The sequence below is a fragment of the Gemmatimonadaceae bacterium genome, from assembly GCA_035533755.1.
In the GTDB taxonomy this organism is placed as follows: domain Bacteria; phylum Gemmatimonadota; class Gemmatimonadetes; order Gemmatimonadales; family Gemmatimonadaceae; genus JAGWRI01.
The window spans coordinates 52,057-75,954 of record DATLTC010000009.1 but is presented as its reverse complement, the minus strand read 5'-3'; the positions used below and the strand labels follow the sequence as shown (position 1 = coordinate 75,954).

General features: G+C 69.9%; 22 protein-coding genes. 7 read left to right on the top strand and 15 right to left on the bottom strand.

Features of this window, described 5'->3' with window-relative positions; translation table 11 throughout:
- Nucleotides 1-113: 113 nt before the first annotated feature.
- Complete coding sequence (locus VNE60_00935) at nt 114-1,352, bottom strand: MFS transporter (protein HVB30070.1); 1,239 nt, start codon at nt 1,350-1,352, stop codon at nt 114-116.
- 238 nt (nt 1,353-1,590) lie between these two features.
- Here VNE60_00935 and VNE60_00930 point away from each other — a divergent pair, with 238 nt between their 5' ends.
- From VNE60_00930 to phoU, 7 genes are all read left to right on the top strand, one after another.
- The gene (locus VNE60_00930; GenBank protein HVB30069.1) at nt 1,591-2,697 is read left to right on the top strand and encodes a hypothetical protein; all 1,107 of its coding nucleotides are present in this window, start codon (nt 1,591-1,593) and stop codon (nt 2,695-2,697) included.
- A 31-nt stretch (nt 2,698-2,728) separates the two neighbouring features.
- On the top strand, nt 2,729-3,754 hold the full coding sequence (pstS, locus tag VNE60_00925) for a phosphate ABC transporter substrate-binding protein PstS (GenBank protein HVB30068.1): 1,026 nt from the start codon (nt 2,729-2,731) through the stop codon (nt 3,752-3,754).
- Between the two features lie 96 nt (nt 3,755-3,850).
- The gene (gene pstC / locus VNE60_00920) at nt 3,851-4,843 is read left to right on the top strand and encodes a phosphate ABC transporter permease subunit PstC (protein ID HVB30067.1); all 993 of its coding nucleotides are present in this window, start codon (nt 3,851-3,853) and stop codon (nt 4,841-4,843) included.
- Nucleotides 4,843-5,682 (top strand): phosphate ABC transporter permease PstA, encoded by an 840-nt coding sequence (gene pstA, locus VNE60_00915; protein ID HVB30066.1) that lies wholly within the window; start codon nt 4,843-4,845, stop codon nt 5,680-5,682. Before pstC ends, pstA begins: the two co-directional genes overlap by 1 nt.
- Before the next feature lie 6 nt (nt 5,683-5,688).
- A complete protein-coding gene (gene pstB, locus VNE60_00910; GenBank protein ID HVB30065.1) occupies nt 5,689-6,528 on the top strand; it encodes a phosphate ABC transporter ATP-binding protein PstB in 840 nt (279 codons plus the stop codon).
- Nucleotides 6,525-7,280, top strand: a complete 756-nt coding sequence (pstB, locus tag VNE60_00905) for a phosphate ABC transporter ATP-binding protein PstB (protein HVB30064.1) — start codon at nt 6,525-6,527, stop codon at nt 7,278-7,280. The genes pstB (VNE60_00910) and pstB (VNE60_00905) overlap by 4 nt, the downstream gene beginning before the upstream one ends.
- Nucleotides 7,277-8,044, top strand: coding sequence for a phosphate signaling complex protein PhoU (gene phoU / locus VNE60_00900; protein ID HVB30063.1), 768 nt, complete (start codon nt 7,277-7,279; stop codon nt 8,042-8,044). The genes pstB (VNE60_00905) and phoU overlap by 4 nt, the downstream gene beginning before the upstream one ends.
- Nucleotides 8,045-8,050: 6 nt before the next feature.
- Here phoU and VNE60_00895 read toward each other — a convergent pair whose 3' ends face one another.
- The 14 genes from VNE60_00895 to VNE60_00830 all read right to left on the bottom strand — a co-directional run bounded on the left by VNE60_00895 (nt 8,051) and on the right by VNE60_00830 (nt 23,839).
- Nucleotides 8,051-8,950 carry a hypothetical protein gene (locus VNE60_00895; GenBank protein ID HVB30062.1) on the bottom strand — a complete coding sequence of 300 codons (900 nt, stop codon included), beginning with the start codon at nt 8,948-8,950 and terminating at the stop codon, nt 8,051-8,053.
- Nucleotides 8,951-8,979: 29 nt separating this feature from the next.
- On the bottom strand, nt 8,980-9,480 hold the full coding sequence (locus tag VNE60_00890) for a biotin/lipoyl-containing protein (protein HVB30061.1): 501 nt from the start codon (nt 9,478-9,480) through the stop codon (nt 8,980-8,982).
- Nucleotides 9,477-10,718: a hypothetical protein gene (locus tag VNE60_00885; protein HVB30060.1), complete on the bottom strand. Its 1,242-nt coding sequence runs from the start codon at nt 10,716-10,718 to the stop codon at nt 9,477-9,479. The genes VNE60_00890 and VNE60_00885 overlap by 4 nt, the downstream gene beginning before the upstream one ends.
- Nucleotides 10,715-12,229 carry an acetyl-CoA carboxylase biotin carboxylase subunit gene (locus VNE60_00880; GenBank protein HVB30059.1) on the bottom strand — a complete coding sequence of 505 codons (1,515 nt, stop codon included), beginning with the start codon at nt 12,227-12,229 and terminating at the stop codon, nt 10,715-10,717. The genes VNE60_00885 and VNE60_00880 overlap by 4 nt, the downstream gene beginning before the upstream one ends.
- Nucleotides 12,230-12,287: 58 nt before the next feature.
- Nucleotides 12,288-13,832, bottom strand: a complete 1,545-nt coding sequence (locus VNE60_00875) for an acyl-CoA carboxylase subunit beta (protein ID HVB30058.1) — start codon at nt 13,830-13,832, stop codon at nt 12,288-12,290.
- 167 nt (nt 13,833-13,999) lie between these two features.
- The gene (locus tag VNE60_00870) at nt 14,000-15,796 is read right to left on the bottom strand and encodes a 30S ribosomal protein S1 (protein ID HVB30057.1); all 1,797 of its coding nucleotides are present in this window, start codon (nt 15,794-15,796) and stop codon (nt 14,000-14,002) included.
- A gap of 195 nt (nt 15,797-15,991) precedes the next feature.
- Nucleotides 15,992-16,684 (bottom strand): (d)CMP kinase, encoded by a 693-nt coding sequence (gene cmk / locus VNE60_00865; protein HVB30056.1) that lies wholly within the window; start codon nt 16,682-16,684, stop codon nt 15,992-15,994.
- Complete coding sequence (gene aroA, locus VNE60_00860) at nt 16,681-17,940, bottom strand: 3-phosphoshikimate 1-carboxyvinyltransferase (protein HVB30055.1); 1,260 nt, start codon at nt 17,938-17,940, stop codon at nt 16,681-16,683. The genes cmk and aroA overlap by 4 nt, the downstream gene beginning before the upstream one ends.
- 16 nt (nt 17,941-17,956) lie before the next feature.
- Nucleotides 17,957-18,811: a 2,3,4,5-tetrahydropyridine-2,6-dicarboxylate N-succinyltransferase gene (locus tag VNE60_00855; GenBank protein HVB30054.1), complete on the bottom strand. Its 855-nt coding sequence runs from the start codon at nt 18,809-18,811 to the stop codon at nt 17,957-17,959.
- On the bottom strand, nt 18,808-19,698 hold the full coding sequence (dapA, locus tag VNE60_00850) for a 4-hydroxy-tetrahydrodipicolinate synthase (GenBank protein ID HVB30053.1): 891 nt from the start codon (nt 19,696-19,698) through the stop codon (nt 18,808-18,810). Before dapA ends, VNE60_00855 begins: the two co-directional genes overlap by 4 nt.
- The gene (locus VNE60_00845; protein HVB30052.1) at nt 19,695-20,399 is read right to left on the bottom strand and encodes a dihydrodipicolinate reductase C-terminal domain-containing protein; all 705 of its coding nucleotides are present in this window, start codon (nt 20,397-20,399) and stop codon (nt 19,695-19,697) included. Before VNE60_00845 ends, dapA begins: the two co-directional genes overlap by 4 nt.
- A complete protein-coding gene (lysC, locus tag VNE60_00840; GenBank protein ID HVB30051.1) occupies nt 20,396-21,760 on the bottom strand; it encodes a lysine-sensitive aspartokinase 3 in 1,365 nt (454 codons plus the stop codon). The genes VNE60_00845 and lysC overlap by 4 nt, the downstream gene beginning before the upstream one ends.
- A complete protein-coding gene (asd, locus tag VNE60_00835) occupies nt 21,757-22,833 on the bottom strand; it encodes an aspartate-semialdehyde dehydrogenase (GenBank protein HVB30050.1) in 1,077 nt (358 codons plus the stop codon). The genes lysC and asd overlap by 4 nt, the downstream gene beginning before the upstream one ends.
- A gap of 10 nt (nt 22,834-22,843) precedes the next feature.
- On the bottom strand, nt 22,844-23,839 hold the full coding sequence (locus tag VNE60_00830; GenBank protein ID HVB30049.1) for a M20/M25/M40 family metallo-hydrolase: 996 nt from the start codon (nt 23,837-23,839) through the stop codon (nt 22,844-22,846).
- Between the last annotated feature and the right edge of the window lie 59 nt (nt 23,840-23,898).

The following is a 23,898-nucleotide window of genomic DNA, read 5'->3' as shown; positions in this document are numbered from 1 at the left end:
GATGTGGGTGCTGCGCCTCACCGGTGCTGGCTGCAACCCGGGTCTCGGCCGCCGAAGACGGCGTTTTAGACAGACCTCTAAGCTACGCAAGCACTTAGCGCCTGTCAACGCGGTCACTCTCCCGCGATATCGTCCCCCGTCCCCCCGAACGTCACGCCGCGCGCCTCGGGCCCTGCCGCCGTGAGGAAGGCGATCACGACGGCCACCAGGGCCGCGACCACCGCCAGCGCGAACCCATAGTTGCCCCCCCGCTTGTCGGCGATCCAGGCCTGGATCGTGGCGTTGGCGGAGGCGAGGAAGTTGCCGAGCTGGTAGGCGAACCCGGGAAAGGTGCCGCGCACCTCATCCGGGGAAAGCTCGTTGAGGTGGGCCGGGATCACCCCCCAGGCCCCCTGCACCGCCACCTGCATCAGGAAGGCGCCGAGCCCCAGCACCACGGCACCGGATGCCAGCGACCAGAGCGGGATCATCAGCAGCCCGAACAGCGCGGCGATCACGATCGCCGTGCGGCGTCCGATGCGCTGGGAGAGCGTGCCGAAGAAGACGCCGCCCGTGATCGCGCCGATGTTGGCGACGATCGTGATCAGGCTCACCGTACCGGTGGAGAAGTGGTGTTGCGCCTGGAGGAACGTGGGATAGAGATCCTGGGTGCCGTGACTGAAGAAGTTGAACGCGGTCATCAGCACCACGACGTACGCGAACAGCTTCCAGTGCCCGCGGATGGAGGCCAGGAAGCTGGGGCGCGGCTTTCCCCGCATTCGCTCCCACGCCGGCGACTCCTCCACCCCCTGCCGGATGTAGAGGACGAGCAGCGCCGGGACGATCCCCACCGCGAACATGCCGCGCCACCCGATGGTGTTGAACAGGAGGCCGTAGACGACGGCAGCCAGCAGGTAGCCGAAGGCATACCCCTCCTGCAGAATCCCCGATGCGAGGCCGCGCGTGCGCGCGGGGATCGATTCCATCACCAACGAGGCGCCGATTCCCCATTCGCCCCCCATCGCGAATCCGAACGCCGCGCGGAGGACGAGGAGCACGACGAGCGACGGCGCGAACGCCGAGGCGAGCTCCAGCACCGAGAACAGGAGGATGTCGATCATCAATACGGGCCGGCGCCCGTAGCGATCGGCGAGCAGGCCGAACGCCAGCGCCCCCAATGGCCGCATGGCCAGCGTGAGCGTGATGGCGAAGGCGACGGTCTTGACGTCGGTGCCGAACTCCTTGGCCACGGCCCCGAGGACGAAGACCATGAGAAAGAAGTCGAACGCATCGAGCGTCCAGCCGAGGAAGCTGGCGATGCACGCGCTGCGCTGCCGTCGATCGAGCTGCTGCCACTCGGCGAGCAAGCCCATGCGCGCCTCCCGCGGGTCTGGGGAATGGAAACCGGAACGCCACTGCGGGCGCGAGAGTAGCGCCGCGCGGGCCCGGCGTCAACGCGGACGCGCGACCGGGACGCGGCGGCCGCCTTTACCCGGCTGTTACGAACCCGGGCGAGCGTCGTGACAGGGTCCGCCTAGCCTTGAACTCGCTGGGGCGGACCCGCCGCCTACCCTCACGCCAAACCACTGCTCACCCTCTCAGCGAGCCCACATGCGATCTCTCCCTCGTCTGGCCACCGCCGCCGCGTTCGTCGCCGTCGCGGCGACCGGCGTCGCAGCGCAAACCCCGGTCGGCACTCCGCTCAAGTTCTCGGGCGTGGTGTACTTTGATTGGCAGAACGGCGGCACCAAGGCGCAGCGCGCCATCAACAAGTTCGACCTCACGCGCGCGTATCTGAACTTCATCATGCCCGCAGGGGACAACGTCACCGTGCGCGTGACCACGGACGTGTACCAGAACACGAACACGACGACCAGCGGCGCGTATTATGCGGGATGGACGTCCCGCCTGAAGTACGCGTTCATGGAGTGGTCGGCGTGGAAGGACCAGGGCAAGGATCCGGCGGCGCTCACCTTCCGGTTCGGGCTCACGCAGACGCCCGAGATCGACATGATGGAGGGCTTCTGGCAGCGCGGCATCACGAACACGCCGATCGACTACCTCTCGTTCGTGCCGTCGTCGGACCTCGGCGCGGTGGCGCTCCTGACGCTTCCCGGAAAGCAGGGCCAGTTGATGGCCGGCGTATACAACGGCAACGGCTACGGCCATTACGAGACGGACCGGTTCAAGGATGTGAGTGCCCGGCTGAGCTGGACGCCGCTGGGCAACCAGGACGGCGCGGGGATGTTCAAGACGCTGCAGATCAGCCCGTACTTCTGGAAGGGCTACAATCCGAGCAACTTCAACGTCAACGGCCCGGGACTGCAGAAGGATCGCTGGGGTCTGCACGTGGCGGTGGTCCACGATCCTCGGCTGACGGTGGTGGGCGAATACGACAGCCGGACCGACGGCAACGACTCGGCCACGAACCCGACGGTGAGCACCGTCACCGGGGCCGTGACGTCGGCGTTCACGATCGTCCGCCCGCTGGCGTTCCTCAATCACACGAAGAACGATCCGTGGTCGGTGGTGCTCCGCGCCGATCAGTACAAGCCGGACAACAGCCTGGACCCGTATCAGCGGTATCTCATCGGCGGCATCGGCTACGACATCAGCCAGAAGTCCACCGTGTACGCCGATTTCCAGGACATCGAAGGGCACAACGGCAGCACCGCGGATCTGAAGGCCTTCTACTTCCATTTCATCATCGGCTTCTAGTCTCACAACGCACACCGAGGATCATCGACACATGAAGCGTTACCTCCTGGCAGCAGCGGTTCTCCTCGTCGGCGCCACCGCCGGCGCGCAGGGCGTGGATCTCACCGGCGCCGGCTCGACGTTCGCCCAGCCGATCTATTCCAAGTGGGCGGACGCCTACGCGAAGCAGACGGGGATCAAGATCAACTATCAGTCGATCGGGTCCGGCGGCGGCATCCAGCAGCTCTCGCAGCTGACGGTCGATTTCGGCGCCACGGACGCGCCGATGACCAATGAGCAGTTGGCGGGGGCGAAGGGTGGCCCGATCTTCCACATCCCGACCGTGATCGGGGCGGTGGCGATCAGCTACAACCTTCCGACCGTGCACGTGCCCCTCAAGATGGATGGACCGCTGCTCGCCGATATCTATCTCGGCAAGATCACGAAATGGAACGACCCGCGGATCGCCAAGCTGAATCCCGGCGTGCAACTCCCGGACATCGACATCCTGGTCGTCCATCGTTCCGAGGGCAGCGGCACGACGTACATCGTGACCGACTACCTGTCGCACGTGAGCCCGGAATGGGCCAAGGGCCCGGGCAAGAGCATCTCGGTGGAGTGGCCCGTCGGCATCGGGGCCAAGGGCACCGAAGGCGTGGCCGGTCAGATCAAGCAGGTCGTGGGGGCGGTGGGCTACGTTGAACTCGCCTACGCTCTCCTCAATCACCTGCCCTATGCGCTGATGAAGAACGCCGATGGCACCGCCTACCTGGCTCCGTCGCTCGAAGGCGCCACGTTTGCCGCGGCCGGTACGGCGGCGCGGCTGCCCAAGTCCACCGACTTCCGGATCTCGATCGTGAACGCGCCCGGCGCCAAGTCGTACCCGATCTCCTCGTTCACGTGGATCGTGCTCTACAAGAACCAGGCGAACGCGGAGAAGGGCAAGAAGTTGCTGGCCTTCCTCCGGTGGGCGATCAAGGACGGCGAGGGGATGGCCGAGTCGCTGCAATACGCGCCGATGCCGAAGAACATGCAGACGATGGTGCTGGCGCGCCTGAACGAAGTGAAAGTGAAGTAAGCTGGCGTTGGATGTTACGCGGCCGTTACAAAGCGGTCAGCGTGGTGTGGTTCCGGAAGGCGATCCTTCACGTTCACTTGGATAGCTGCATCCGAGATGAACGTGGAGGATTTGCCGTTGGAAGCATCCGAAGGGCCGGAGGACGTCACGACGCCTCGCGCCGCGCCGCACATGGCCGGGGCCGCCGTCGGGGACCGCGTCTACCGGTGGCTGACGACGATCGCGGCGCTGGTCATCCCGGCGCTGCTGGCGTACGTCGGCATCGAGATCTTCGTCGCCGGCTGGCCGGCGTTCCAACGCGCGGGATTCTCGTTCTTCACGTCCAGCCGGTGGGACCCGGTGGCCAGCGTGTTCGGCGCCGCGCCGGCGATCTACGGAACCCTCGTGTCGTCGGCGATCGCGCTGGTGATCGCCACGCCGCTGGCGGTGGGCACGGCGATCTTCCTGTCCGAGTTGGCGCCGCGATGGCTGCGCCAGCCGGTGTCCTTCCTGGTGGACCTGCTGGCTGCGATTCCGAGCGTGGTGTACGGACTGTGGGGGATCTTCGTGCTCGCCCCCATGATGCGCGGCACGATCGCGCCGTTCGTCAAGCACACCCTGCACCTGGGCGGGCTGCCGATCTTCAGCGGTCCGGTGTACGGCCCCGGCATGCTGACTGCCGGGATCATCCTGTCGATCATGATCCTGCCCTACATCTCCGCCGTAACGCGGGAAGTGCTGCTGGCGGTGCCGCGTTCGCAGCGCGAAGCGGCGCTCGCCCTCGGCGCGACGCGGTGGGAGGTGATCCGGGACGCGGTGATTCCTGGGGCGCGTTCCGGCATCGTGGGCGGCATCGTGCTCGGTCTGGGCCGCGCGCTGGGCGAGACGATGGCCGTGACGATGGTGATCGGCAACACGCCGAAGATCTCGACGTCGCTGTTCGCCACCGGCTACACGATGGCGTCGATCATCGCCAATGAGTTCAGCGAGGCGGTGAGCAACGCCCACCTCTCGGCCCTCATGGCGGTGGGGGCGTCGCTGCTGGCGATCACGTTCCTGGTGAACGTCATCGCGCGGTGGCTGATCGCTCGCGTCGGGGCGCGCGTCTGATGCTGCGGCGCAAGATCGCCAACGTGGTGATGCTCGGCCTGATGTGGCTGGCGGCGGGCGTCGTGCTGCTGCCCCTGGTGCTCATCCTCTGGCGTCTGGTGTCGCAGGGCGCGTCGGCGCTGAACTGGGACTTCTTCACGAAGATGCCGGCGCCGCCCGGCGGCACCGGCGGCGGGATGGCCAACGCGATCGTGGGCACGCTCTACCTGCTGGCCATCGCCTCGGTGGTTGGGCTGCCGGTGGGGATCGGCGCCGGCATCTTCCTGGCCGAGCACCGCGGCGCACGGCTGGCCAACGCGGTGCGCTTTCTCTCCGACGTCCTGAACGGACTCCCGTCGATCGTCGTGGGGATCTTTGCCTGGCAGATCCTGGTGCGGCCGATGCACCATTTCTCGGCGTTGGCCGGCGGCATCGCGCTGGGATCGATGATGATTCCGCTCACGGCGCGCACCACCGAGGAGATGATCCGGACCGTGCCCAATTCCCTGCGGGAAGCGGCGCTGGCGCTCGGCTACCCCAACTGGCGGACGTCGTTGAGCATCGTGGCGCGCACGGCGCTTCCCGGCATCGTGACCGGCGCGCTGGTGGCGCTGGCCCGGGTGGCCGGCGAGACGGCGCCGCTCCTGTTCACGGCGTTGGGCAACAACTTCTGGTCGGTCCAGGCCACGCAGCCCATCGACGCCCTGCCGTTGCGGCTGTACCTGTACGCCACGAGCCCGTACGACGACTGGAACCGGCAGGCCTGGGCGGGCGCGCTGGTGCTGATCGGGCTCGTGCTCGTGATCAGCCTCCTCGCCCGCCACGTGACGCGGGCCAAGTTCGGCAAGGCGGTGGACTAGATGACGATGCCGCCGACGACCGCCGTGCCCGCCCGGCCGATGACGCCGGTGCCGGCCTCGCACGCCGCGGGGGAACCGGGCCAGGTGCTGCTCGACATCACGGGGCTCAACGCGTACTTCGGCGCGGCGCACGTGGTGCGCAACGTGTCGCTGGCCTTCCGCGAGCGCGAGGTGACGGCGATCATCGGCCCATCCGGATGCGGCAAATCCACGCTCCTGCGCTGCCTCAATCGCATGCATGAGACGGTGCCGCTGGCGCGCGCCACGGGCCGGATCGTCTTCGCGGGCCAGGACCTGTACGCCCCCGAGGTGAATCCGATCGAAGTCCGGCGCCACATCGGGATGGTGTTCCAGCGTCCGACCCCCTTCCCCACGCTGTCGATCCGGGACAACGTCGCGGCGGGGCTCCGCGTGCTGAAGCGCGGCCAGCGTCCGAACCGGGCGGAGGTGGACCGCATCGTCGAGACCGCGCTGCGGAACACGGCGCTCTGGGACGAGGTGAAGGACCGCCTCCACACCAGCGCCGTGGCGCTGTCGGGCGGCCAGCAGCAACGGTTGTGCATCGCCCGCGCGCTGGCCAACTCGCCCCGCGTGCTCCTGCTCGACGAGCCCACGGCGTCGCTCGATCCGCTGAGCACGCAGAAGGTGGAGGAGCTGGTCTACGACCTGCGCCAGCGATTCACGGTCGTCATCGTCACCCACAACATGCAGCAGGCGGCGCGGGTCTCCGATCGCACCGCGTTCATGCTCGATGGAGAACTCGTGGAGGTGGCGCCCACGCACAAGCTGTTCACGACGCCGTCCGATCCGCGCACCGAGGCCTACGTGACCGGGCGGTTCGGATGAGCGGGGAACTCCGGGCCGAGGACTTCTCGTTCTGGTACGGCCAGAACCAGGCGCTCAAGAACATCACGCTGACCATCCCGCCGCAGGCGATCACGGCGCTGATCGGTCCGTCGGGATGCGGCAAGTCCACCTTCCTGCGGTCGTTGAACCGGCTGCAGGACATCATTCCCGGCACGCGGCACGAAGGGAAGATCCTGCTCGACGGCACGGAGATCCACGACCGCTTCCTGGACGTCGTGTCGTTGCGGCGGCGCGTGGGCATGGTGTTCCAGCGCTGGAACCCGTTTCCCCGTTCGATCTACGCGAACGTGGCGTACGGCCCGCGCGTGAACGGCGTCCGCGGCAGCGCGCGGCTCGACGAGATCGTCGAGACGTCGCTGAAGCGGGCCGCGCTGTGGGATGAGGTGAAGGATCGCCTGCGCCAGAGCGCCCTGGGCCTGTCGGGCGGCCAACAGCAGCGGTTGTGCATCGCCCGGGCGCTGGCCAACGATCCCGAAGTCCTGCTGCTCGACGAACCGGCGAGCGCCCTCGATCCCCTCTCGACGCAAAAGATCGAAGAGCTACTATTCGAACTGCGCGGCTCGCTCACCGTGGTGATCGTCACGCACAACCTGCAGCAGGCGGCGCGCGCCTCCGATCACACGGCCTTCTTCTTCCTGGGCCAGTTGATCGAAGCCGCGCCCACGCAGACCATCTTTACGGCGCCCTCGGACGAACGCACCGAGGCGTACATCACCGGGAGGTTCGGATGAGCCCAGTCGATACGTCGGGCAAGTATCGCCACTTTCACGAACAGCTCGCCGAGCTCACGCAGCGGCTGCTGGACATGTCGGATCGCGCCACGTCGCTCATCGACCTCGCGGTGGACGGGCTGCTGTCGCGCGATCCGAACGCCGCCGAAGCCGTGCTGGCGGGCGACCGCGAACTCGACGCCATGGAGCTCGACATCGAGGACCGCGCCGTGGCCCTGCTCGCGTTGCAGCAGCCCATGGCCCGCGACCTGCGGTTCCTGATCAGCACGATCAAGGTGTCGAGCGACCTCGAGCGCGTGGGCGATCATGCGGTCAACATCGCGCAGAGCACGCTCCGCCTGGCGGCGATGCGCACGCGCATCACGCCCGACCCGGAGATCGCCGACATGGCGCGCCGGGCCCGCCGGATGCTGGGTGACGCGCTGACCGCGTTCGTGCGCGCCGACGGCGCGCTCGGCCGCGCCGTGTGCCAGGCCGACGACGCCGTGGATTCGCTGCACGACTCGATGTTCCGGATCCTGCTCACCCACATGATGGCCGATCCGCACACGATCAACGCGTCACTCGAGTTGCTGCTGGTGAGCCGGAACCTGGAACGGGTGGCGGACCTGGCCACGAATATCGGTGAGGACGCCGTGTTCCTGGCCGAGGGCAAGCAGATCAAGCACCACGCGGAACACCGTGGCGCCGCGGCGGCGTCCGCCGTCGAGACGGCCGAGGCCGCGCCGCCGGCGACGACCGGAGAGCGGCCGGCCGACGGGTGATCTCGCCTAGGGCGCGGTGGGCTCGGCCACGAACGCGAGCCACGCGCCGTCGGGACTGAGGGCCAGGCGCGACATGTCCCGGAGCCCTTCCTCCCCGAAGTCGGCGATCGGAGTCCACTTGGCCGCCGCGCCGCGCGAGACGTCCATCCGATAGAGAATCGTGCCGGCGGCGGTCAGCACCGACGTGGGCGACTCCCACACCACGTAGCCGGCCCCGGCCGGCATGCGGGCCACGCGCCGTAACGCGCCGTCGGGCACCGCGGGATCGGCGGTCTCGAGATCCCACGCCGAATCGGCGCGCAGCAGGAACGAGAACCGGGTGCCGCCCGGCACCCGCTGCAACGAGCGGCCGATGTCGTGGGCGATCGGGCGCGCGTCGCCGGTCTGGGTGTCGGCGATCTCGAGGGCATCGGGATGGCCGAGCACGAACAGGGCGAGCGTGTGGTCGTCGAGCCACACGTGATAGCCCACCGGGGCGATCTCGGGCAGCAACAGCACCGGCGCGCTTCCATTGGCGGCGAACGCCCACAGCCGCTGCGCCGAGTCGCTCTCCACGCGCACCACCGAGAATCCGGTTCCCGTGGGCAGCGGCGTGGGGGAGTATTCGCTTTCCCGCGTGTGGGTGAGCTGCGTGATGGCGCGCGTGGCGAGGTCCAGCCGATAGATATCGGCCTGGCCGTCGTCATGGATGGACGTGAACAGCAGCGCGGCGCCGTCGGGCGTGAACGCGGGCTGGTTATCGTATCCGGGGCGATGCGTGAGGTTCACCGGCGGATCGGCGACCTCGCCCCCGGCGGGCCCACGCAGTCGCACGAGATAGATGTCGGTGCCGGGCGGCGCGCTCTGCGCCGACGCCGCTCCCGCCGCGAGGACCGCCACCAGGGCCGCCACGATCGTCCGCTTCATGGTCATCCTCCAGGGCGCGAGCCCGTTGGCTATTCCATTTCCAGCAGCACCGCTCCCTTCTCGACGGCCATGCCGGGGCTGACGAGCACCGCCTTCACGGTACCGGTGGCGGTGGCGCGGAGTTCATTCTCCATCTTCATCGCCTCCATCACCACCAGACCCTGCCCGGCCTGCACCTGATCGCCGGCCCGCACGCTCACGCGCACGATCAGGCCGGGCATCGGCGCCACGAGCGGCGCCGGCCCGGCGGCGGCCGCCGCCGCGCCGGACAACTCGCGGATCGTGCGGGCGCGCTCGTCCAGGGCGTTCACCTCGTACCGGTGGCCATCGAGCGACAGCGTGTACTGTCCGCGCCGGGCCCCGGGCCGCACCAGCACGCGATGCACCGCGTCGCCGATCGTGATCAGACGGAGCGGCGTGCCTTCGACGTCGGCCACGTGCGCCGCGACATCGGCGCCGTCCACGTGGACCCCGTCGCCGTCGAGCAGCACCTCGTGGTCCTCGCCATTCACCGTCACGAAGTACTTCACGGCGTCTCCAGCTGCAGGGCGCACACCGTCTCGATGTGCGCGGTTTGCGGAAACATGTCGAAGCCGATCAACGACGCCACGCGATACGACGGCAGGCGGGCCACGTCGCGGGCCAGCGTGGCCGGATCGCAACTCACATAGATGAGCGCGGCCGGCCTGGGCGACGACGCCTCGAGCGCGCGGGTGACCTGCGCCGACAGCCCGGCCCGCGGCGGATTGAGCAGCACGAGATCGGCCGGCAGCGCGCCGGGCAGCGCCCGCTCCACGGTGTCGGCCACGGCCCGCGACCCCGACGGCAGGCGGGCCGCACAGACGCGGCTGGCACTGCGGTCCCACTCGATGGCGACCACCGCCGCGCCCGCTCTCGCGATCGGCTCCGCCGTGTCGCCGGCGCCCGCGTACGCGTCGATGACGCGCTGGGGCGCATGGGCCCGCACCAGCGACAGCACATGCGACCGCATCAGTTCCGCCACCTCGGCGTTGACCTGCGCGAACGACGCCCCGTGCTCCTGTCCCGCGCCGCGCTCGGCCACGAGCCGCCGGCGGCCGCGGGCGCTGTCGGGAATCCACCAGATTGCGGCGAGCGCGCTCACCGCGTCGAGGAGTTCCCGCGCCCGCGTCCAGGCGTGACCGCCCTCCACGACCAGCGCCGCCCCATCGCCGAGCAGGCGCACCGACGCGCGCAGGGCATCGGCATCGGGGAGCAGATCCATCCGCTCGCGCACCGCGCGCCACACGTCGAGCACCCGGCGGTCGGTGATGAAGCAGTCGTCGAGCGGGAACACCTCGTCGGCGCGGTCGTACCGGTGCAGGCCCACCGTCCAGACGCCGGCCGCGCGGCGCAAGGCGAGCGTGAGCTTGGTGCGGTAGCGCCACGCCGACTGCCCGTGCACCACGGGCGGGAGGTCCACGCGGCGCTTGGCGATGCGCTCGAACGCATCCCGGATGATGCCCGCCTTGGCGCGCCGCTGCGCGTCGTCGGAGAGGTGCTGCAACTGACAGCCCCCGCATCCGTCGCCCTCGTAGTGCGGGCATACGGGCGTGACGCGATCGCCGGAGGGTCGCAGGACGGCCACCCGTCCGGCATGGGCGAACCGCTTGCCGCGCTCGACGGTGGCACGCACGTGGTCGCCGGGCGCGGTGCGCGCGGCGAACACGACGAGGCCGTCGTCCGTGCGCCCCACGCCATCGCCGCCGGCGGCGATCGCGTGGACGTCGAACTCCACGATCTCGCTCATCGGTCGATCCCGTCGAGACGCGCAGCGCGCGTCCACGCCGGCTCGGCGCCTGGCGAGGACGACGCGACGCTCCGGTTGGGCCGCCGCGCCACCCGCTCGCGCTCGGCCAGAAGCGCGGCCGCGATGGCGGCCACCCGCATGCCTGCGGCCGGCGCCGCGGCGCCGGTGAGCGACGCGAGGCGGCGTTCGAGCCACTGGATCTCGATCGCGCCGCGGCGGAATTCGTCGTCCTCCATCACGCGCAGATGGAAGTCGCGCGACGTCTCGACGCCGTCCACGGCGAGTTCGAGCAGGGCGCGGTGCATGCGGGCCACGGCCGACTCGCGATCGGCGGCCCACACGATGAGCTTGGCGAGCATCGGGTCGTAGAACAGGCCGATCTCGCTCCCCACCTCGATGCCGCCGTCCCAGCGCACGCCCGGCCCCGTGGGCACACGGAGGTAGGAGATGCGGCCGGTGGAGGGAAGGAATCCGTTGGCCGGATCCTCGCTCGTGATGCGGCACTCGATGGCCCAGCCGCGCGGGCTGAGGTCGTCGAACGCCGCGGGGAGCGCCTCGCCGGCGGCCACGCGCAGCTGCCACTGCACGAGATCGATCCCGGTGACGTATTCGGTGACCGGGTGCTCCACCTGGAGCCGCGTGTTCATCTCCAGGAAGTAGAACGACCCGTCGCGGTCGAGGAGGAACTCGCAGGTTCCCGCATTCACGTAGCCCGCGGCCCGGGCCATGCGGACCGCGGTGTCGCCCATCGCGCGCCGCAGTGCGGGCGTGACGGCCACGCTCGGCGCCTCCTCGATCATCTTCTGGTGGCGGCGCTGGACGGAGCATTCGCGCTCGCCGAGCGAGACCATGCGGCCGTGGCTGTCGCCGAGCACCTGAATCTCCACGTGCCGCGGGCCCACGATGTACTTCTCGACGTACACGCTCTCGTCACCGAACGCATTCTTCGCCTCCCGGCGCGCCGCCTCGAGCGCGGCGCCCATGTCGGCCGGGGCGTGCACGACGCGCATCCCCTTGCCGCCCCCGCCCGCCGCCGCCTTGAGCAGCACCGGATAGCCGAACCGGTCGGCGATCGCCCGCGCCTCGCGCTCATCGGCCAGCGGCTCGGTGGTGCCGGGCACGATCGGGACGTTGGCGGCGATGGCGAGCTGGCGGGCCGCGGTCTTGCTGCCCACGGCGGCGATGGCTTCGGGGGACGGCCCGATGAAGACGAGGCCCGCGTCGCGTACCGCCCGCGCGAACCACTCGCGTTCGGACAGGAAGCCGTAGCCCGGGTGGATGGCCTGGGCGCCGGTGCGATGGGCGGCCGCGATGATGCGCTCGCCCACGAGGTAACTCTCCGACGCCGCGGCGCCGCCGATGTGGACGGCCTCGTCGGCCTCGCGCACGTGCGGGGCCCGGGCGTCGGGATCGCTGTACACGGCCACGGAGCGCACCCCCAGCTCACGGCACGCGCGAACGATGCGGACGGCGATCTCGCCGCGGTTGGCGATCAGGACTTTGGAGAACATCAGCGGGGGCGCGGGAGGATGCAGCGCGCCACGGCCGCGGCACCCACGGCGGGGCGCGTCACAGCGGGATGTTTCCGTGCTTCTTGGGCGGATTCCGATCGCGCTTGGTCTGCAGGGTCTCGAGCGCGTCGATCAGGCGACCGCGGGTGTCGCGCGGATCGATGATGTCGTCCACGTAGCCGCGCGAGGCGGCCACGTATGGGTTGGCGAACTTGTCGCCGTACTCGGACACCTTGGCGTCCATCGCCGCCGCGGGATCGGCACTCTCGCCGATCTCCTTGCGGAACAGGATCTCGACGGCGCCTTTGGGCCCCATGACGGCGATCTCGGCGGTGGGCCATGCCACATTGAAGTCGCCGCGAATGTGCTTGGAGCTCATGACGTCGTACGCCCCACCGTACGCCTTGCGCGTGATGACGGTGAGTTTGGGCACGGTGGCCTCGCAGTACGCGAACAGCAGCTTGGCCCCGTGCTTGATGATGCCGCCGTGCTCCTGCGCCAGGCCGGGGAGGAATCCCGGCACGTCCTCGAACGTCACGATCGGGATGTTGAAGGCGTCGCAGAAGCGGATGAACCGCGCCGCCTTGACCGAGGCGTTGATGTCGAGCACGCCGGCGAGGACGGCCGGCTGATTGGCCACGATGCCGACGCTGAAGCCGCCCATGTGCGCGAAGCCGCAGATGATGTTGGCCGCGAAGTCGCGCTGCACCTCGTAGAATTCGCCGTCATCGACCACGCGCCGCAGCACGTCGTGCATGTCGTACGGCTTGTTGGCGTTGTCGGGCACGATGTCGAGCAGCGCCTCGTCGCGGCGGTCGCGCGGGTCGGTGGCCGGACCGCGGGGCGGCGATTCGAGATTGTTGGACGGGACGAACCGGAACAGGTCGCGGATCGCCTGCAGGCAGGCGGGCTCGGAATCGAACGCGAAGTGGGCCACGCCCGACGTGCCGGCGTGCGTATCGGCGCCGCCCAGCTGCTCCATGGTCACGTCTTCGTGCGTCACCGTCTTCACCACGTTGGGGCCGGTGACGAACATGTACGACGTGCCGCGCACCATGTACGTGAAGTCGGTGATCGCCGGCGAGTACACGGCGCCGCCGGCGCAGGGGCCGAGGATCGCCGAGATCTGCGGCACGACGCCCGAGGCGAGCGTGTTGCGCAGGAAGATGTCGGCGTAGCCGCCGAGCGAGACGACGCCCTCCTGGATGCGGGCGCCCCCCGAATCGTTGAGCCCGATCACCGGCGCGCCGTTGCGCACGGCGAGGTCCATGATCTTGCAGATCTTCTCGGCGTGGGTCTCGGACAGCGACCCGCCGAACACGGTGAAGTCCTGCGAGAAGACGTACACGAGACGGCCGTCGATGCGCCCGTAGCCGGTGACCACGCCGTCGCCGTACACCACCTGCTGGTCGAGCCCGAAGTCGGTGGACCGGTGGGTGACGAACCGATCGAACTCCACGAACGAGCCGTCGTCGAGGAGGAGGTCGAGCCGCTCGCGGGCGGAGAGCTTGCCCTTCTCGTGCTGGGCCGCGAGGCGCTTGGCGCCGCCGCCCTGCTCCGATTCGGCCCGGCGTTTGGCCAGGAGGTCGAGTTTGTCGCGCATCGTCATAGAGGGCAGAAGCTAGCCTCCCGGCCCACCAGCTTCCAGACTGGACAACCATGCGGCCGCGGGAGGGTAGCGGCGGCGCACCCGTGCCGGCCGGCCCAAAAACGACAACCCCGGTCGGGAACGTCCCGACCGGGGTTGCCATGCGATGCAGCGACGGAGGGTCAGCCTTCGGCTGCCGGCTCCTGCTCGGCCACCGGCGCCGCCTCCTCGTCCTCGATATCGACGATCTCGGCCGGCACCACCACCTCTTCCTCGCCCTCGGTGTGCACCTTGGACGGGGTTTCCGGACGCGGCGGCTGCTCCGCCGGGATGTCGGTCACGCCGAGCACGATGCGGCGGTGGATCGGATCCACCTCGAGCACGCGCATGTCGAGATTCATCGTCTCGTAGACGATGTCGGCGGGACTGTTCACCTGCGCCTCGGTGGGCGACAGCTGGGAGATCGGGACGAAGCCTTCGATATCGTTGCCGATGTCGACGACCACGCCCTTGTCCATCAGCCGCACGACCGTGCCCCGCAGCTGCGTGCCCACGGGGTAGGTCTCGCCGATGCGGAGCCACGGATCCTCTTCGGCCTGCTTGAGGCCGAGCGAGATCCGCTTGTTCTCGCTGTCGATGTTGAGAATCACGACGTCGACCGCGTCGCCCTTCTTGACCACTTCCGACGGATGCTGGACGCGCTTGGTCCAACTCATGTCGGAGATGTGGATCAGGCCGTCGATGCCCGGCTCGATCTCGACGAACGCGCCGAAGCTGGTGAGGTTGCGGACCTTGCCGTTGATGCGCGTGCCCACGGGGTAGCGCAGCGGCAGCACCATCCACGGATCCTGCTCGGTCTGCTTCATGCCGAGCGAGATCTTCTCCTCGTTCGGATCGACCTTGAGGACCACCGCCTCGATCGTCTCGCCGATGGACACGAGCTTGGACGGATGGCGGACGTTGCGCGTCCAGCTCATCTCGCTGATGTGCACCAGGCCTTCGATGCCCGGCTCGAGTTCGATGAAGGCGCCGTAGTTGGTGATGCTGACCACCTTGCCCGTGACGCGGGTGCCCACCGGATACTTCTCGGCGACATCCTTCCACGGGTAGCTCTGGAGCTGCTTGAGGCCGAGCGAGATGCGCTCGCGCGTCCAGTCGATGTCGAGCACCTTGACCTCGAGCTCCTGCCCGATCTGCACCATCTCCGACGGATGCGAGATGCGGCCCCACGACATGTCGGTGATGTGGAGCAGGCCGTCCACGCCGCCGAGGTCGATGAAGGCCCCGAAGTCGGTGATGTTCTTGACCACGCCCTTCCGCACCTGGTCCTTCTGCAGCTCCTTCATGAGCTTCTCGCGCTTGCCGGCGCGCTCGGTTTCCAGGATCACGCGGCGCGAGACCACGATGTTGCGGCGGCGCTTGTTGAGCTTGATGATCTTGAACTCGAACTTCTGGCCGAGCAGCTCGTCGATGTTGGGCACGCGACGGAGCGCGATCTGCGATCCCGGCAGGAACGCGTCCACGCCCATGAGGTCGACGACCACGCCGCCCTTGATCTTCTTGATGAGCGTGCCTTCCACCGGCTGATCGGTCTCGTAGGCGACGCGGATGCGTTCCCACACCCGCATGAAGTCGGCCTTCTTCTTGGAGAGGACGACCGAGCCTTCCTGGTCCTCGAGGTGCTCGAGGAGGACCTCGACCTCGTCGCCGGGCTTGAGGTCGGGATAGTCCTTGAACTCCTCGAGGGGCACGCTGCCTTCGGACTTGAAGCCGATGTCGAGGACCACGAGGTTGTCGCGGATCTCGAGCACCTTGCTCTTCACGATCTCCCCTTCCTCGATCGAGGCCAGGGTGCCGTTGTACATATCCATCATCCGCTCGTAGTCGGCGGACGTATACTCGTCTTCCTCGTACAGCTCAGGGCGCCGGTTGGCAAGCGGACGCAACTGCGCCTTCTGCGCATCACGCTTCTCGCGCAAGGTTGTCGCCGTGCCGGTTGTAGTGGTTTCGAGCTCAGTCATAAGGGTCAAGAAGTCTCCTCAACGCTCCGCGGATTGATCACTCGCCGCGGCGAGGTGCAGGGTGGTGAACGGCCCGACGGCGCGGCTTCCGGAGACCCCGGAAGACACCCAGGCGGGTAGAACCTATAAAGCTAGTTTGGATAGTACGTGACGTCAACCGCCGGAAGTGACGTCGTCGCGGTGGGTTACGGCGCGGGCCAGCGCCACGATTCGCTCCACCTGCTCTTCCTGTGTGAGGTACGTGGTGTCCACCACCACCGCGTCGCGCGCCGGTACCGATTGCGTCGCATCCCGCGCGTCGCGCTGCACCAGGCGGTCGGTCTCCTCGGCGATCTCGGCCTCGGCCGGCATCCGCTGCAGCCGCTGGAGCAGCCGCCGGCGGGCTCGCTCCCAGGGATCGGCCACCAGGAACACCTTGAGCGGCGCGTCGGGGAACACGGCCGTCCCGATGTCCCGGCCATCCACCACCACGTCGTGGTCGCGGGCGGCGGCGCGCACGCGGTCGTTCACCCAGGCCCGCACGCCCGGCATGCCGGCCACGAGCGAGACGTGCCGGGTGACCTCCGGGGTCCGGATCTCCTCGCCCACCGGCGCGCCGTCGATCACCGCGTCGAACGACCGGTCCGTGGGCGCCAACGCCACGCGCCCCGCATGGCGGAGCACATCGGCCTCGGTCCACGCGTCGGGGTCGCCGGCCGCGCGCAGCGCCGCCGCGGTGAGCGCCCGATAGAGCGCGCCCGAGTCCACGTGGCGCACGCCCAGGCGTTCGGCCACCCACTGCGCCGTGGACGATTTGCCGGACGCCGCGGGCCCGTCGATCGCGATCACCACGCGGGCCGCGCTCACGCCGACGCGACCTGGCGCAGCAGGTCCCAGAACCCGGGAAACGACACGTCGACGCACGACGGGTCGTCGATCTGCACCGCCGCCCCCTCGGTGACGCCGAGCACGCCGAACGCCATCGCGATGCGATGGTCGCCGTGCGTGGTCACCGACCCGCGCAGCGGCGCCCGCGTGCCGTGCACGACGAGCCCGTCGGGCAGCTCCTCCGCCTGCACGCCCAGGGCACGCAGGTTCTCGACCACGGTGCGGATGCGGTCGCTCTCCTTCACGCGCAGTTCGCTGGCGCCGGTGATGCGCGTCACGCCGTCGGCACGCGCGCCCAGGCAGGCGACGAGCGGCAGCTCATCGATCATGCTCGGCACCTCGTCGCCACCGACGTCGGTGCCGTGCAGGACGCCCCCGGAGACGCGCAGCGTGGCCACCGATTCGCCGCCGCGGGAGACCTCCTCGAGGATCTCGACGCGCGCCCCCATCCGGCGCAGCACCTGCAGGAACCCGGTGCGCGTGGGATTCACGCAGACGTCGTCGAGCACGAGGTCGCCGGCGTCGGCGACGGCGGCGAGGCCTGCGAAGAAGGCGGCGGACGATGGGTCGGCCGGCACGTCCACCTCCGCCGCCGGCAGCGCCGATACGGGCTCGAGCGTCACCGTACCGTCGCGGGTGCGGACGTTCACGCCGCGCGCCGAGAGCATGCGCTCGGTGTGGTCGCGCGACGGGAACGGCTCGGTGACCGACACGCGGACGCCGCTCACGAGTCCGGCCAGCAGAATGGCGCTCTTCACCTGGGCGCTGGCCACCTCGCTGCGCCAGTCCACGGGCCGCAGGGCCGCGCCGTACACCACCATGGGCAGTCCGTCGCCGCGTTCGCAGTGGACGCGCGCGCCCATGGCTTCGAGCGGGCGGATGATGCGGCGCATGGGCCGGCGGCTCAGGCTCTCGTCGCCGACGAAGCGCGAGGTGAACGGCCGCGCCGCGGCCACGCCCGCGAGGAGGCGGGTGGTGGTGCCGCTGTTGCCGCAGTCGAGATCGCGCGCTGCGGCGCGCAGCCCGGCCAGGCCCACGCCGTTCACGGCCATCGTCGGGGCGAGCGCCGGCACGTCCACGCCCATGGCGCGGAGCACCGAGGCGGTGGACCGGACGTCGTGGGAATCGAGGATGCCGCGTACCAGCGACTGCCCGGATCCCAACGCCGCGAGGATGAGCGCGCGATGGGAGATGGACTTGTCGCCCGGTACGCGCACGCGGCCGCCGACCTTCATGGGCACGCCCGGCCGGTCATCGCAGCCACGCTTCGAGCGCCGTGGCGAGGTCGGTCCTGTCGTCGCGGTACTTCACGATCACCGGCGCCTGGAGCGACAACCCCTGGCCGGCACCCCATCCGCCGCTCACCGCGCGGGCGCCCGGCACGACGACGGCGCCGGCGGGGATCTCGAGCGGCGCATCGGGCGCGGCGCGGTACACGCGCTCGTGCACGAGATCGAACACCGGCGTCCCGCGCGTGAGAACGACGCCGGCGGCGAGCACGGCGCGCGCGCGCACGACCGTGCCTTCGTACACGCCGCAGTTGCCTCCCACGAGCACGTCGTCCTCGATCACCACGGGGCTGGCGTTCACGGGCTCGAGGACACCGCCGATCTGGGCCGCCGCGCTCAGGTGCACGCGCTCGCCGATCTGCGCGCACGAGCCGACCAGCGCGTGGGAGTCGATCATCGTGCCGCTGCCCACCCAGGCGCCGACGTTGACGAACATCGGGGGCATGCACACGACGCCGGGCGCGAGGTAGCTGCCGCGGCGCACGGTGGACCCGCCCGGCACCAGGCGTACGCCGTCGGCGACGTCGAAGGCGCGGGCCGGAAAGGTGTCCTTGTCCACGAAGCTGAATCGCGCACCCGGACCCGACGGGATGGACATGTCGGCCATCTTCCCGGCCCGGAAGCCGAGCAGGATGCCGCGCTTGACCCACGGCACGGCCTGCCAGCGGCCGCCGGCGTCGCGCGCGGCGGCGCGCACGGCGCCGATCTCGAGCGCGTCGAGCAGCTCGCGCACCACGGCGTCGGCGCCGGCCGCGAGCGGCAGATCGCGCGGCGTGGCGGCCAGGGCGTCGATGCGTTCGGCGAGCGTGGCCGTCACGCGAGCGCCCCGGCATGCTGGAGCGCGGCGCGCACGGTCGCGTCGTGCTTGGGATCGAGCGGCACGAGCGGCAGCCGCAGCACGTTCTGAATGCGACCCATCATCGCGAGGCCGGCCTTGGCCGCGAGGGGATTGGACTCGACGAACGCGGCGCGCATCCACGGCAGCAGCGTGAAGTGCAGCTCGCGCGCCGCGGCGAAATCGCCGGCCAGCGCGCGTTCGCAGAGCTGCGCCATGAGGCGGGGCGTGGCGTTGGAGATCACGGAGATGATGCCGTCGGCGCCGGCGACCATCATCGCCAGCGTCAACTCGTCGTCGCCCGAGAGCACGCTGAACGACCGGGCGCGGCCGGCGAGGATGTCGGTGACCTGGGCGAGGTTGCCCGACGCCTCCTTCACGGCGGCGATGTGCGGCACCCGGGACAGGGCGAGGGTGGTCCTGGCCTCGATGTTGCTGCCCGTGCGCCCCGGCACGTTGTAGACGACGATCGGCAAGTTGGTCGCGCGCGCGATCGCCTCGAAGTGGGCGATGATGCCGCGCTGCGGCGGCTTGTTGTACATCGGCGAGGCGTGCAGCAGGTGCGTGGCCCCCACCGCCTCCATCTCCCGGGATAGCGCGATGGCCTTGACGGTATCGTTGGACGCGGCGCCGGCAACGACCGGGACGCGCCCGTTGGCCTCCTGCACCACGATCTCGACCACGCGCCGGTGCTCGGCCACGGTCATCGTGGCCGCCTCGCCCGTGGATCCGCAGGGGACGAGGAAGTGGATGCCCTCGGCGATCTGCCACTCCACCAACTGGCGGAGGGCATCCTCGTCCACCGCGCCGGATGCCGTGAACGGGGTGACGAGCGCGGTGCCGCACCCGGTGAGTTTGCCTGCGGTCATGAGCGCGAATCCCCCGGGGAAGTGAGCACGTCGCGGAGCGTGAAGATGCCGCGCCGGCCCACCAGCCATTGGGCGGCGCGGAGCGCGCCGTCCGCGAACACGCGACGATCGCGCGCCGTGTGGACCAGCCGGATCTGCTCGAATGGCGCGTCGAATACGAGTTCGTGGATGCCGGGCACGGAGCCGGTGCGCACGCTGGTGATCGGCACGTCGCGTCCGAGTTGCGCGGCCGCCACGCGCGCCAGGGCGAGCGCGGTGCCGGACGGCGCATCCTTCTTCTGCGCGTGGTGGGTCTCGATGAGATGGGCGTCGAACCCCGGCGCCTGGCGCATGGCGGCGGCCGCCGCCTCGACGGTGAGCGTGAACGCGGCCACGCCGAGCGAGAAGTTGGGCGCCGCGAGGAGGGCGCCGCCCACCTCGGTCACGAACCGCTCGACGTCGGCGCGCTGCGCGTCCCACCCGGTGGTGCCGACGACGATCGGACAGCGCGCCGCCGCGGCCACGCGGATGTTGCCGGGCGCCGCCTCGGGGCTGGTGAATTCCACCGCCACTTCGGCGCCGTTGAGCGTCTCGGAGGTCACCTCGTGCGCGTCGCCGCCCACGCGGTCGATGCGGGCCACGACGTCGAATCCGTGCTCGGGCGCGAGCTGCTCCACCGCGCGTCCCATCTTGCCCATGCCGATGATCGCCAGGCGCGTCATGACGCGTGTCCTCCTTCGAAGAACTCGGCGTGCAGGCGTTGGATCACCGGATTCACCTGCTCGTCGTCGACGACGATCGTGAGGTTGATGCCGGTGGCGCTCAACGACAGCATGTGGACGCGCACGTCGCCCAGCGCCAGCAGGGCGCGCGACATCGAGACGCCGCCGTCGCTCAGGCCGGCGCCGACCACGGCGACGATGCCGCGGTTGCGCTCGATGGCCACGTCGCCCAACGATCGCAGGTCGACGATCAGCGCGTCGAGGTGCGACGCGTCGTCCACGGTGAGCGACACCGAGACCTCGGAGGTGGCGACGACGTCGACCGAGGTCTTGTGCCGTTCGAAGATGTCGAACAGGGTGCGCAGGAACCCCTCGGTGAGCAGCATGCGGGGCGAACGCACCTTGACCAGGCTCACGCCGCTCTTGCCGGCGATCGCGGTCACGGGCCGGCGCGGCGCGTCGAACGTGATCATCGTGCCCGCGGACGCCGGGTTGCGCGAGTTGAGCACGTACACGGGGATCCCGAGCCGCACGGCGGGCGCGATCGTGCTGGGGTGCAGCACCTTGGCGCCGAACGAGGCCAGCTCCGACGCTTCATCGAATCCCACGCGCTCGATGAGCCGCGCGCGGCGCACGACGCGTGGGTCGGCGGTGAGCATGCCGTCGACGTCGGTCCAGATCTCGATCGCCTCGGAGTGGAGGGCGGCCCCGAACAGCGACGCGCTGTAGTCGCCGCCGCCACGTCCCAGCGTGGTCGTCACGCCGACGTTGCGGCTGGAGCCGATGAAGCCGCCGAGCACCGGGATCTCGCCGGCGTGCACCACGGGCGCGATGTGGCGCAGCGCCGCGTTGGCGATCGCGTCGGGTTCGGGCTCGGCCTTGGTGAAGTGATCGTCGGTGATCATCACCTGGCGGGCGTCGACGTGCGTGGCGGCGAGCCCAGCGTGGCGGAAGGCCGCGGTGCACAGCAGCGACGACAGCTGCTCGCCGATCGACGCGATGGCGTCCTGACTGCGCGGCGTGAGATCGCCCAGCACCGAGAGGGCGCCGGCGAGGCTGGCCAGCTCGTCGAACATGGCGCTCATCTCGGCCATCACGTCGGCCGCTTCGCGCCCCGCCCCGAGGAGCGCCTCGGCCACATCCAGGTGGCGCTGGCGGAGCGCTTCGACGCTGCGCAGCGCGAGGATGAGTTGCCCGCGCGACGATTGCTCGGCGATCTCGAGCAGCAGATTGGTGGCGCCGGCCAGCGCCGAGACGACGACGATCGGCGCCCGGCCGCGTCGCGATTCGACGATGGCGGCCGCGCGCCGGATGGCGGCGGCGTCGGCCACGGAGGTGCCGCCGAACTTGAGGACGATCACGGGCGATCCAGCAGGCCGCGCGCGACCATCAGTTCGGCGTTGAGCACCGAGGCCCCCGCGGCCCCGCGCACGATGTTGTGCGCCATCGCCACCAGCTTGATGTGGAAGACGGGATCGGGCCGCACGCGTCCCACGACGAGGGCCATGCCGTTGCCGGCCATCCGGTCGCGGCGCGGCTGCGGGCGGTCGGGTTCGTCGCGCATGATGAGGGGACGCTCCGGCGCCGTGGGCAGGCCACGCGCCGCGTCGGCGCCGCGCCACTCGCGCAGCACGGCGGTGACCTCGTCGGCGGTGGGCTTGCGGTCGAATTCCACGGACAGGCACACCGTGTGCCCGTGTTCCACGGGCACGCGGTTGGTGTGCGCGCTGAGCCCGAACGACGCCGGGGCGATCACGCCGCCGCGGACGGTCCCGAGCATCTTGTTCACTTCCACTTCGACCTTGGGCTCCTCGTCGCGGATGAACGGGATCACGTTGCCGAGGATGTCGAGGCTGGGCACGCCGGGATAGCCCGCCCCGGACACGGCCTGCATGGTCATCAGGATCACGCGCCGCACGCCGAACGCCTCGTGTAGCGGCGCCAGCACCATCGCCGCGGGGATGGCCGAGCAGTTGCCGTTGGTCACGATGGCGCCCGTCCAGCCGCGGTTCTTGCGCTGCGCCGCGAGCACGTCGAGGTGTCCGGGGTTGACCTCAGGAATCACCAGCGGGACGTCGGGTTCCATGCGGTAGTTCTTGGCGTTGCTGAGCACGAACCGTCCGGCGCGAGCGAACGCCGGCTCCACGTCGCCGGCGGCCGCGGCGTCGAGCGCCGAGAACACGAGGTCAGCCTTGACCGCCGCGGGATCACACGCAAGCACCGGCAGCGTGGCGATGTGGGGCGGGATCGCGTCGTCGCCCACCCAGGTGGCGGCGTCGGCGTACGACTTGCCCACCGAGCGCTCGGACGCCGCGACGGCGCCGATCTCGAACCACGGGTGATCGGCGAGCAGCCGGATGAACGCCTGGCCCACGGCGCCGGTGGCACCGAGGATGGCGACGGAACGCTTGGACGAGGGGGCGGCGGGGGGCATGCGGGTGGGTTCAGGTCTCGAGCAGGGCGCGCACCATCCGCGCGTAGGTATCCACGGCGCCGCGCAGCTCGGCGACGTCGACGTATTCATCGGGGGTATGGGCCACCGTGATCGAACCGGGACCGAACAGGAGCGGCGTGCCCCAGCGATCGAGCAGTGGTATGTCGGAGGTGTACGCCACGGGCGCGGTGTCGAACCCGGGCAGCGTATGGAACCGCTGCGGCGGGATGTGGGAACCCCAGTCGAGTTCCGCCCGCCCCTTGGCCCAGCGCTCGACCGCTTTGCGTAGCGGCGCGACATCGTTCACCAGCCGGAACATCACCTCGCTCTCGCACAGGGCGGGCACGATGTTGGCTTCGGTGCCGCCGTGGATGGTGCCGATATTGAGCGTGGTGTCGCCGAGCACGGGATCGGACGGCAGCGGGATCTCGTGGATCGTGGGCAGCAGGGCCAGCATCGGCACGATGGCCGACTCGCCCAGGTGGGCGTACGCCGAGTGCGCGGCGCGACCGCGCGTGCGAATGACCACGCGCTGCGACCCCTTGGCGCCGCTGGCGAGCTTGCTCTCGGTGGGTTCGCCGTTGATCAGGAACCGGCTGGTGGCGGGCAGATGGTTGGCGGCGCGCGCGCCGTCGGAATTCTTCTCCTCGCCGACGACGAACAGCAGATCCACGCGGAGCTCGCCGTCGGCGGCCAGCTGCTCGGCGGCCACCATCATCGCCGCCGCGATCCCCTTGGCGTCGCAGGCGCCGCGTCCATAGAGGCGATTGCCTTCGAGGCGCGGCGAGACGTACGGGGGCACGGTGTCGAGGTGCGTGGACAGCGTGACGCCGTGTCCCGCGCGGCGCGCCCAGACGTTGGCGCGGCCGGGCGCCACCTCCTGCAATTCCACGTCCCACCCGCCGGCGACCAGCCAGCGGGACACGAAATCAACGGCGCTGGATTCGGCGCCGCTGGTGGATTGCAGGGCGAGCAACTCGGCGGCGAGCGCGACGACGTCTGTCATGCGCCAAAGTTATCAGGTTGGGCGCGCGGCGGGAGATGCCATCGCGTCCCGGAAACACG

What these genes read in the sequence shown, in the direction of transcription:
- pstC (HVB30067.1), top strand. Translation starts at nt 3,851, where the DNA reads ATGAACGTGGAGGATTTGCCGTTGGAAGCATCCGAAGGGCCGGAGGAC.
- VNE60_00880 (HVB30059.1), bottom strand. Translation starts at nt 12,229, where the DNA reads ATGTTCTCCAAAGTCCTGATCGCCAACCGCGGCGAGATCGCCGTCCGC.
- VNE60_00895 (HVB30062.1), bottom strand. Translation starts at nt 8,950, where the DNA reads ATGAAGCGGACGATCGTGGCGGCCCTGGTGGCGGTCCTCGCGGCGGGA.
- VNE60_00935 (HVB30070.1), bottom strand. Translation starts at nt 1,352, where the DNA reads ATGGGCTTGCTCGCCGAGTGGCAGCAGCTCGATCGACGGCAGCGCAGC.
- VNE60_00930 (HVB30069.1), top strand. Translation starts at nt 1,591, where the DNA reads ATGCGATCTCTCCCTCGTCTGGCCACCGCCGCCGCGTTCGTCGCCGTC.
- pstS (HVB30068.1), top strand. Translation starts at nt 2,729, where the DNA reads ATGAAGCGTTACCTCCTGGCAGCAGCGGTTCTCCTCGTCGGCGCCACC.
- asd (HVB30050.1), bottom strand. Translation starts at nt 22,833, where the DNA reads ATGCCCCCCGCCGCCCCCTCGTCCAAGCGTTCCGTCGCCATCCTCGGT.
- VNE60_00885 (HVB30060.1), bottom strand. Translation starts at nt 10,718, where the DNA reads ATGAGCGAGATCGTGGAGTTCGACGTCCACGCGATCGCCGCCGGCGGC.
- VNE60_00830 (HVB30049.1), bottom strand. Translation starts at nt 23,839, where the DNA reads ATGACAGACGTCGTCGCGCTCGCCGCCGAGTTGCTCGCCCTGCAATCC.
- phoU (HVB30063.1), top strand. Translation starts at nt 7,277, where the DNA reads ATGAGCCCAGTCGATACGTCGGGCAAGTATCGCCACTTTCACGAACAG.
- pstB (HVB30064.1), top strand. Translation starts at nt 6,525, where the DNA reads ATGAGCGGGGAACTCCGGGCCGAGGACTTCTCGTTCTGGTACGGCCAG.
- dapA (HVB30053.1), bottom strand. Translation starts at nt 19,698, where the DNA reads ATGACCGCAGGCAAACTCACCGGGTGCGGCACCGCGCTCGTCACCCCG.
- VNE60_00875 (HVB30058.1), bottom strand. Translation starts at nt 13,832, where the DNA reads ATGCGCGACAAACTCGACCTCCTGGCCAAACGCCGGGCCGAATCGGAG.
- aroA (HVB30055.1), bottom strand. Translation starts at nt 17,940, where the DNA reads ATGAAGGTCGGCGGCCGCGTGCGCGTACCGGGCGACAAGTCCATCTCC.
- pstA (HVB30066.1), top strand. Translation starts at nt 4,843, where the DNA reads ATGCTGCGGCGCAAGATCGCCAACGTGGTGATGCTCGGCCTGATGTGG.
- pstB (HVB30065.1), top strand. Translation starts at nt 5,689, where the DNA reads ATGCCGCCGACGACCGCCGTGCCCGCCCGGCCGATGACGCCGGTGCCG.
- VNE60_00845 (HVB30052.1), bottom strand. Translation starts at nt 20,399, where the DNA reads ATGACGCGCCTGGCGATCATCGGCATGGGCAAGATGGGACGCGCGGTG.